Source organism: Melaminivora sp. (assembly GCF_032059615.1).
Classification (GTDB): Bacteria; Pseudomonadota; Gammaproteobacteria; order Burkholderiales; family Burkholderiaceae_C; genus Melaminivora.
On record NZ_DAMCAM010000116.1, the window covers coordinates 1 to 1,666 of the forward strand.

Genomic DNA, 1,666 nt, shown 5'->3' on the forward strand with positions numbered 1-1,666 from the left:
AAGGCCGGCATCGTCAACCTGGGCGCCGAGGGCATGATGCTGTGCGCCGCCGTGGCGGCGTTCGCCACCGTGGTGCACACGGGCAGCTTCGTGCTGGGGGCGGTGGCCGGCATGGTGGCCGGGGCGCTGCTGGCGGCGCTGTTCGGCGTGATGGTCATCTGGTTCAACACCAACCAATATGCCTCGGGCCTGGCACTGTCGATCTTTGGCGTGGGCTTCTCGGCCTTTGCCGGCATCGGCTACGTGCAGGCCAAGCTGCCCGACACGCCCAAGTTCTCCTGGCCGGGGCTGCGCGAGCTGCCGGTGGTCGGGCCGGCCCTGGGCACGCTGCATCCGCTGGTCTATCTGACCATGCTGCTGGCCGCCGCCATGGTGTGGTTTCTGTACCGCACGCGCGCCGGGCTGGTGCTGCGATCGGTGGGCGAGGCGCCCGAGTCGGCGCACGCTCTCGGCTACCCGGTGCGGCGCATCCGCCTGGGGGCGGTGGCGGCCGGCGGCGCCCTGTGCGGGCTCGCCGGGGCCTACATCTCCACCGTCTATACGCCGCTATGGGTCGAGGGCATGGTGGCCGGGCGCGGCTGGATCGCCCTGGCGCTGACCACGTTCGCCACCTGGCGGCCGGCGCGCGTGCTGCTGGGCGCCTACCTGTTTGGCGGCGTGACCATGCTGCAGTTCCACCTGCAGGCCTCGGGCGTGCAGGTGGCCAGCCAGCTGCTGTCCATGCTGCCCTATGTGGCGACCATCGTGGTGCTGGTGCTGATCTCGCGCAACCCCGTGTGGATTCGTGCGAACATGCCGGCCTCGCTCGGCCGGCCCTTCCACCCAGGCGGCTGAAAGCCTTCCGTTTTCCATCGTTCCAACCTCCTCATCACGCAATGAATCCGAATCTGAACAAACGGTCCCTGCTCCAGGCCGCCGCCCTGTCGGCCATCGCTCTGGCGGCGCTTGCCGGCTGCGGCAAGAAGGACGAGGCGCCCGCGCCCGCCGCCGCCCCGGCAGAGGCCCCGGCCGCGCCCGCCGCAGCGGACAAGCTCAAGATCGGCTTCATGTACGTGAGCCCCATTGGCGACGGCGGCTGGACGTTCCAGCATGAGCTGGGCCGCAAGGCCATCCAGGAAAAGTTCGGCGACCGCATCGAGACGTCCTTCGTCGAGAGCGTGCCCGAGAGCGCCGACAGCGAACGCGTCATGCGCGACATGGCGGGGCAGGGCAACAAGCTGATCTTCGCCACCAGCTTCGGCTACCAGGAGTTCGTGCAAAAGGTTGCCGCTGACCTGCCCGACGTGAAGTTCGAGCACGCCACTGGCTACAAGCAGCAGGACAACGTCGCCACCTACGACACCAAGACCTTCGAGGGCGCGTATCTCGCGGGCATCGTCGCTGGCGGCATGAGCAAGACCAAGACCGTCGGCGTGGTGGCCTCGGTGCCCATCCCCGAGGTGGTGCGCAACATCAACAGCTTCGTGCTGGGCGCGCAGAGCGTCGATCCGTCCATCAAGGCCAAGGTGGTGTGGGTCAACGAGTGGTTCAGCCCGCCCAAGGAATCCGAGGCCGCGGCCTCGCTCATCAACGGCGGCGTGGACGTGCTCTACCAGAACACCAACTCGCCCGCGGTGCTGAAAACCGCCGAGGAGCGCGGCGCGCGCGCCTTCGGCAAGGACGGCGA

General features: G+C 68.7%; 2 protein-coding genes. Both read left to right on the forward strand.

What is annotated here, in order from left to right; translation table 11 throughout:
- The coding region (locus tag RT051_RS14635) for an ABC transporter permease (protein WP_313077882.1) at positions 1 to 834 on the forward strand (834 nt) is incomplete at its 5' end.
- Positions 835 to 875: 41 nt separating this feature from the next.
- Positions 876 to 1,666, forward strand: a 791-nt coding sequence (locus tag RT051_RS14640) for a BMP family ABC transporter substrate-binding protein (RefSeq protein WP_313077885.1), incomplete at its 3' end; no start/stop codon positions are given.